4 protein-coding genes are annotated in these 7,570 nt (G+C 58.8%); all 4 read left to right on the top strand.

The genetic code is table 11. From position 1 onward, the window contains the following. On the top strand, positions 1-938 hold a 938-nt coding region (locus RB628_RS38585), incomplete at its 5' end, for a lanthionine synthetase C family protein (RefSeq protein WP_318325319.1). A gap of 7 nt (positions 939-945) precedes the next feature. Beyond that, entirely contained in the window at positions 946-2,160 is a 1,215-nt protein-coding gene (gene fxlM / locus RB628_RS38580; protein ID WP_318325318.1) for a methyltransferase, FxLD system, read from the top strand. 325 nt (positions 2,161-2,485) lie between these two features. Next, positions 2,486-5,920: an AAA domain-containing protein gene (locus RB628_RS38575; RefSeq protein WP_318325317.1), complete on the top strand. Its 3,435-nt coding sequence runs from the start codon at positions 2,486-2,488 to the stop codon at positions 5,918-5,920. Next, complete coding sequence (locus RB628_RS38570; RefSeq protein WP_318325316.1) at positions 5,907-7,259, top strand: hypothetical protein; 1,353 nt, start codon at positions 5,907-5,909, stop codon at positions 7,257-7,259. Before RB628_RS38575 ends, RB628_RS38570 begins: the two co-directional genes overlap by 14 nt. Positions 7,260-7,570 lie beyond the last annotated feature (311 nt).

Below are 7,570 nucleotides of genomic sequence, written 5' to 3'. Positions count from 1 at the left end.
CCTCTCAGGCTAACCCCGCAGAACGGGACGTCTCACCCAAGGCTGACAGAGAGGGGCTCGCGGACGCTCATCACCGTATCGACGCGGGCAACCCGCCACGCATGCAGGAGTACGACCTGATCTCCGGCCTGACCGGACTGGGTGCGCTACTTCTGCACCGAGGTACGCACTCGGAACTGCTCGACGATGTCCTGCGCTACCTTGTGCAGCTCCTCCAGCAGCCGGTCACGGTCAACGGTGAGGAAGTGCCGGGTTGGTGGACCTCGGACAGCCCGAGCGGTCGACCCGACGCTGCCTGGCCGACAGGCCACGGCAACTTCGGCATGGCCCACGGTGTCGCCGGGCCCGTCGCGCTCCTTGCCTTGAGCACGCGCGCAGGGCACATCGTGGCCGGCCACCACCAGGCTCTGACGCAAGCCTGCCGCCTGCTAGAACAGCGAGCGCACTACCTCACCAACGACAGCCCCGCCTGGCCGGCGACCATCACCCTCGACGCATGGATCAACAGATCACAGGCGACGGAGCGCCCCGCCAGACCATCGTGGTGCTATGGCACTCCCGGCATTGCGCGCGCCTTACAGCTCGCAGCAATCGCATGCTCGCGTACGACGACCCAGCGCCTGGCTGAGGACGCCCTCACGACCTGTGCCGCCGATACCGAACAGCTCGCCCGCGTCGACAACGCCACGGTCTGCCACGGCTGGGCCGGCCTCTGCCTTGCCGCCGAACGCTCGGCCGCCGATACCGCACCGGAGAGTGCACTCCGACGGGCTCTGCCGTCCCTCCACTCCCGCTTCGTCACCCATGTGGCCAAGCACCCGCTTCCCGATACCGCTGGGCTCCTGACCGGCGTTGACGGGATCCTGCTCGCGCTCCACACCCTCAACCCCACCCGCGTCACTCCCACGGGGTGGGAGACCTGCCTCCTCCTCAACTGAAAGAGCCATGGTGAACAGCACCCCCACCCTCGACGACCTGCGCAACCGACTCGTGGACGAGATCGTTGCCAAGTGCCCGCTGCCAGCCCCGATTGAGCAGGCCATGCGCATCGTCCGCCGTGACCTCCACCTGCCGGGTCTCGCCCCGGCCGATGCCTACACCAACCGGGCCGTCACCATCAAGGACAACCCCAACGGCCCGCTCGCCCTGTCCTGCGCCTCCGTGCCGTCCACCGTCGCGATGATGCTTGCTCAACTCGACCCACAGCCCGGCGACCACATCCTGGAGATCGGCGCCGGCACCGGCTACAACGCCGCCCTCCTCGCCGAACTCGGCGGCCCCGACGGTCAGATCACCACCATCGACATCGATCCCGGCGTCACCCTGCACGCCCGCCAGGCCCTCAACCGCACCGGCTACGAACACGTCAGAGTCATGGAGCGCGACGGCCTGGAGGGAGTACCCGAGCACGCCCCCTACACCCGAATGATCGCCACCGTCGGCCTCTGGGATGTCCCCGTCACTTGGTGGCAACAGCTCGCCGACGGCGGACGCCTCGTCCTTCCGCTCCGCTGGCGCGGCCAGACTCGCTCCGTCGCCCTCACCCGCCACGGCGACACCCTCGTCTCCGACGACATGGAACTGTGCGGATTCGTCCCCATCATCGGCCAGCACGGCGAACGCACCACCGAACTGGCCAATGGCACCGTCCGCCTCCACCACGACCAGGACCAGCCCGTCGACCCCGACCAGCTCGCCGCGTTTCTCTCCACCCCGCTCACCGAACTGTGGTCGCAAGCTCGGGTCGGCAACGAGGAGACATTCGACGGCATCTGGCTGCGCGCCGCAACCTCCGACGACACCGTCTGCCGCATCGAAGTCACGAAGCAGGCCATGGAGGACGGTGTACGACATCCCGCAATCCCCGGCCGCAGCCCTGCCCTCGTGTCTGGCGACTCCCTCGCCTTCCTGATCGCCGAACGCGACAACGCGGATCTCGAACGACCGTCACGACTTGGCGCTGCTGGATATGGACCCGACGCGATCCCCCTTGCGCGGAACCTGATCGCCTACATCACCGACTGGAGCACCGACCGCGCCGCGGTACCGCACATGACCATCCACCCGGCCAGCACCCCAGACAGCGAACTCCCGAAGGGGCACGTCATCGACAAGGCGGACAGCCGCACGGTGCTGTCCTACTCCGAGACGAATGTCTAGCCGCATGACACGCTCGTCTCCCGAGGCCACGACCTGAACGGTGCCGTGCCCTCGGGGGCCAGGCGGTCACCTCTCTCTCGGCCGACGAAGCGAACCTCTGTGAGCTCAGCCGAAGTTGGACGATCAGTCCGAGCCCTTGCACTGTCGGATGTCGGCCGATAGCCCTCCCACTTCATGGGAGGGGCTGGCCGAGGGAGCCCGAACTGCGGGGCAGGTAGCGGAACCTGCGAAAGAATACGCAGCACCCGTGCGGGCCCGTATGAGCTACGGCATACTTGGTCACGGTCCGTCCGGGGGGACGGACGCACTGCTAAGGGGAGAGTCCGTGCGAGAGCAGGTCAATGACCGCTATGTGCTTGTCAAAGGATTCAAGCGTCTCGGCGGACTCGGTGAGGTCCATAAGGCGGTCGACTTCGATGCGGGCGGCTCTCATGTCGCAATCAAGTTCATTCGGGGTGTCCCAGACGAGCAAATCACTCGACAGCTATTTCAACGAGAGTCAGAAGCCCTGCGAGCTGTCCGTCATCCAAACATCGTGCAACTCTTGGACTCTGGTTGGGACTCAGGGCGAGAAAGTTACTTTCTAGTCCTTGAATGGCTCGACGAGTCGCTGGCGGATCGCCTGGACCGGGAAGGCCCTTACGCTTGGGAGCATCTGGCATCAGGAGTCGCGCAGCCTCTTGCCGAGGCTTTGGCGCATGCGCATTTGAGCGGCGTGGCCCATCGGGACATCAAGCCGCAGAATGTCCTGTTTGACGATGCCGGGGTACCTAAGCTGGCTGATTTTGGCATTTCGAAAATGCAAGAGAAAATCAGTCCTCCCGGGTTGACGGTGGGAGATTTTAGGTCGGAGCCGTATGCCCTGCCTGAGAGCGATATGGCGACACTCCCTTACACTCGCGACGTTTATGCATTTGGCGTCCTCCTCATTCAGGCACTGACTTCCGAGACCCTGAGGCGGCAGCAGGATATCCAACCAGCGCTACAGCGAGCGGATGTGCCACCTGACATTCGTCGACTCCTCGAAGAATGTGTCGCTGAGGACGCATCTCGGCGTCCTGCTAATGGAGCAGTGGTAGCCCAGAGGCTCACTGGTATCAGCGATGCCCGAGCCGCACACTCAGAAGCTGGTGCTGGGGTCGTGTGGCTTCAACTGACGCGCGCAGCCACGAAAAAGGTACTGGGCGATCAGGGAGTCGAAGATCGTCACGCGGCTGCAAGTATTCTTCAGCGTGATCTCAGCAGGGGAGCGCATGCAGAGTTCAGGTTTGACTCCGGAAATCAGTGTCATGACCTGGAGACCATTTACCTCACCGGCTATGACTTCCAGATGACCCTGAAGCGTCACCAGACGGAACCTTCCCTGGTGATCGTCGGAGTCAAAAAATGTGAAGAGGAATGGCGCGACAAGGCCCAGCGTGTGGCTTGTTCACTCGGGCGAAAATTCTCCTTTCAGTGTTCCCAACCGTCTGATCTCCGTAGAGCCAGGCGTGGTATCGATTCGCTTATTGATTCACTTGAGAAGCACATCGCGGCGCGTAAAGAAGAACACGTTGTAGCCCGCGATCAACAAGAGGAAAACGAACTATTTGATAAATGGCTTCAGGTTCTTGACGCTCGTGAAGATCTAGCTCGGGGCGAACGGCGGCCGCTTGATTACCGTGGCCGCGAGATGGCTAGAAATGGCAGAGAGGTAACATTCTCACTCGCCGAGGAAGTCCGTCTTGATCTTCTCGGACAAGAATGGGAAGTCGTTATCCCTGAAGCGCGACGCACGCTGGCGCGCGGGGAAGTGGTCAGCCACGATGGAGAGCAAATTACGTTGCGTTTCCGCAGGGAAGCTCGGAATCTACCCAACAGAGGACAGCTGGTTCCTTATTTGGAAGCCACCAAGGTGGCTCTTATCCGCCAGCAGGAAGCCGTTGAGCGGATCAAAAATGAAACCGCAGTTCGACCTGATCTCCGTTCTCTGCTATTGGACCCAGCTGGTTCTTCCGTTCCGGAAAAAATTGGCATTGATTCATGGCAGCGAGGCGACCTCGATGAGAGTAAGCGCTCCGCCGTTTCCTATGCTCTTGGGGCCAAAGATTTCTTGTTGATCCAAGGGCCTCCCGGTACAGGCAAGACAAGTGTAATCACAGAGATTGTTTCCCAGTTCCTCCGGCGGCGCCCCGAGGCTAGGATCTTGATCGTAAGCCAGACTCATGTTGCAGTCGATAACGCTCTTGGCCGGCTGCACACAGCGGGAATTCCCGGCTTGGTCCGCCTTGGGCGACCAGAAGATCCACACGTGGATACTACGGTCCAGCATCTACTGTTGGACAAAGCCATGGAGCGATGGGCTCGTGGTATCCAGAAGCGCACTGAGGAATTCCTTGATGCCGAGGCTCAGCGTCACGGCATTGACAAATCTCACCTTCGCGCCGCCCTGGTATTGCAGCAACTCGCAAATGTATTGGCTGAGATTGGGGTCGTCGAAAATAGAGTGAGAGATCTTTCGAACTCTGGACCGTCCTCGGATCTGGCGACAGGACTGGGGCTAGCCGAGGATGTCGAAACAGACCGAGACCTTCTCGATAGACTGCTTGAGCGTAAAGGTGAACTGCTCAAGTCAGGGAGAGCTGAAATCGCAGGTGCGCTCACCCTTCGAGATGAAATTACGCCTGAGGAAGCACATGATGCGATTGATCTGTTGCTTGGTGGCACCAGCTCAGCGTTGCATCTCGTGAGTCTTCTTAAGCTCCAAGCTGACTGGATGCTTCGGCTCACTTCGGATAAGAACCTGGCGAGTGTTTTCCTGCGAACCGCAAATGTAGTTGCTGGAACGTGCATCGGATTTCTCGGGCATCGTGCGGTTCGAGATCTAGATTTCGACTTGTGCATCCTTGACGAGGCGTCCAAGGCGACGGCTACAGAAGCACTCGTGCCTCTTGCACGCGCTCGTCAGTGGATCTTGGTGGGAGATACGCGTCAGCTGCCGCCGATGGATGAAGAGCTGTTGCGATCGATAGCGAAGCTCGATGAGTACGGTCTCGACCGAGACTTTGTGGCGACCACGCTCTTTGACTATCTTATTGGAAGGACTGTTTCCCCAGTTCAACAGGAGCTGGTTGAACAGTATCGAATGATCAGGCCAATTGGAGATCTCGTCTCAACCTGCTTCTACGACGAGAAATTGAGGTCGCCAAAGACTGACGGTATCCCTGGATACAATGCCTTGTGGGGAGCAGTATCGTGGATTGACACTGGAAATCTTGGTGCTGCTCGATTTCAGCAAGACGGTTCAAGCGGCTCTGTAGCAAACCGGGCCGAAGCTACTTTGGCTGTGAGTAGACTCAAAGCCATTGATACCGCGATCGACCGCGGAGCCATTAAGCCGTTCAATCGGAAACGACTTGAGGCGTTGGTTATTGCTCCGTATAGGTTGCAGATTGACGAGATCCACCGCAATCTTGCCAAGGTCCAGTTCCAGCACCTTGACGTTACGGTTGAGTCTGTCGACGCCGTTCAAGGGCGCGAGTCTGATCTTGCCGTATTCTCGGTGACGCGCAGCAATCCGCAAGGTAAATTCGGGTTCCTTGGGGAAAAATACTGGCGGCGGATTAACGTTGCACTGTCGCGTGCTAGATACGGTCTTATGATTGTCGGAGACGCCGACTTTTGCAGATCTAGTCCAGGAGCGCTGCGGCAGGTCGTGAACTATATCGAGGACCATCCGGAGGATTGCAAGATTTCGGAGGCTGAGCGTGTACGAATCTGATGCCTTCATCGCAAAAAGATATGCTGGTAGTCGCCCAGGGCTGCACCTGGTTGCCGTAGCAGATGCAGCCCTTCCGGTTACACAGCTAAACGTGGACGTCCTTGCTCAGGAGCGGAAATCAATTCCTCTGCTCGACGAGTTCGTTATTCGGCTCGTTAATATTGGTATTCGCGATCCAGAAAAGATAGCCGATATTCTTGGATTGGAGTCGAAGCTCACCGAATCTGCCATCGTAGAGCAGTTGGCAGCGGATAATCTTGCGCGTGCAGCAGGTCAGAAGACCTGTGTGGAATTGACACCGCAAGGTCGGCTAATGGCTGTGGAGCTTGAAGCGATTCGCCCTGTCCAACGCCCTCTGCCGGTTACATTCGACCGATTGACCTGGAACGTGGCGTCCTATCGCCCGGAATTTCTCGTCCAAAAGAAGGAGGCCGAGGAGGCGGGTCTACTTGTCTTGCCAGCAGCTCGAAGTCAGCGCATCGTTTCGGCTGATGTCACAGTTGCGAGTCTCAACAGGCTTATCTCAGACGGAGATGAGCATCAGCGAAAGCTAGAGGTTCTTGCTGTCGAGAAGATGGCACCGAAAAAGCATCGCTATCTTCCGGTAAAGCTTCTCATCTTCTCGGATGATGCCCGCGCTGAGATCCAACTCGGCGTTGTTGTGGACGGACAACTCAGTGCTCCTCACGAGAGGGCATTGCTGGGCCTAGGCGGGCCATCTGCTCTCAACATTACTGTTGGCGAGCCGGCGAACCGGCCCTCCCTTCCGGAGGATCTCGAGGCCATCAGGACCCGCCAGCGATCCACATCGACAGATGAGTCCGTCGAAGCCGCAGTAAAGCTACCTTCCGAGAAGCCAGAACAGGGCGATGTTGAGGTGCGCGATGTGAGCGTACATGAGCACCCCGATTTTCTGCGCGAATCCCTCACCGACAGCAAGCGAAGGCTGCTTATCGTTGCTCCGTGGGTGAAGAACTCTGTTGTGGATACCACATTTATTGCCAGCCTGGAAAGACTATTGCGAAGAAAGGTGCGAATTCATATCGCCTATGGGATCGGAGAAGATGACCGAGATAGCCACGAGAGGGCTCTAACGAGGCTGAGGAATCTCGCTGCACGGTTTAAGGATGACTTTACCTTTGTGCGCCTGAAAAATTCTCACGCTAAAATTCTCATCTCGGATGACATCTGGATCAATACCAGCTTTAACTGGCTTTCATTTAAGGGAGATCCAAACCGGACCTATCGGATGGAAGAGGGGATCCTGGTTCGAAGTCCGAAGCATGTCAATGAGGCTTATGAAAAATATTTGCGAATGCTTGACGAGCAAAAGATTTAAAACTTGCCGACAGGAAGGTGACGTCACACCATCCCTCGGAGTACGTGCACGGTATCGGAGTACGTGCACGGTAGCTGTGCTGGGATGCGACAGCATCTGTACTGACCGGTTCTGTGGTCTGCGTGAGCAATGCGTGAGCGGATGGCGTGGCACAGGACATCCGGAGACGGATGGCTCGATGTGTCGCGCGAGGCTGACCTGCGGAAACAGGCCCATGCGGCATGCATCAGCATCACTCAGGATGTTCCTGCAGGCCCTCGTAATGCGTAGGTCTCGGGTTCGAATCCCGAAGGCGGCTCCGGAAAACCCCA

Origin of the sequence: Streptomyces sp. ADMS (assembly GCF_033441795.1) — a bacterium.
Classification (GTDB): Bacteria; Actinomycetota; Actinomycetes; order Streptomycetales; family Streptomycetaceae; genus Streptomyces.
This window is presented reverse-complemented; position numbering and strand designations above follow the sequence as displayed.

Bases quoted from the DNA above. Each gene is read 5' to 3' on its own strand.
- fxlM (WP_318325318.1), top strand. From the start codon at position 946: ATGGTGAACAGCACCCCCACCCTCGACGACCTGCGCAACCGACTCGTG.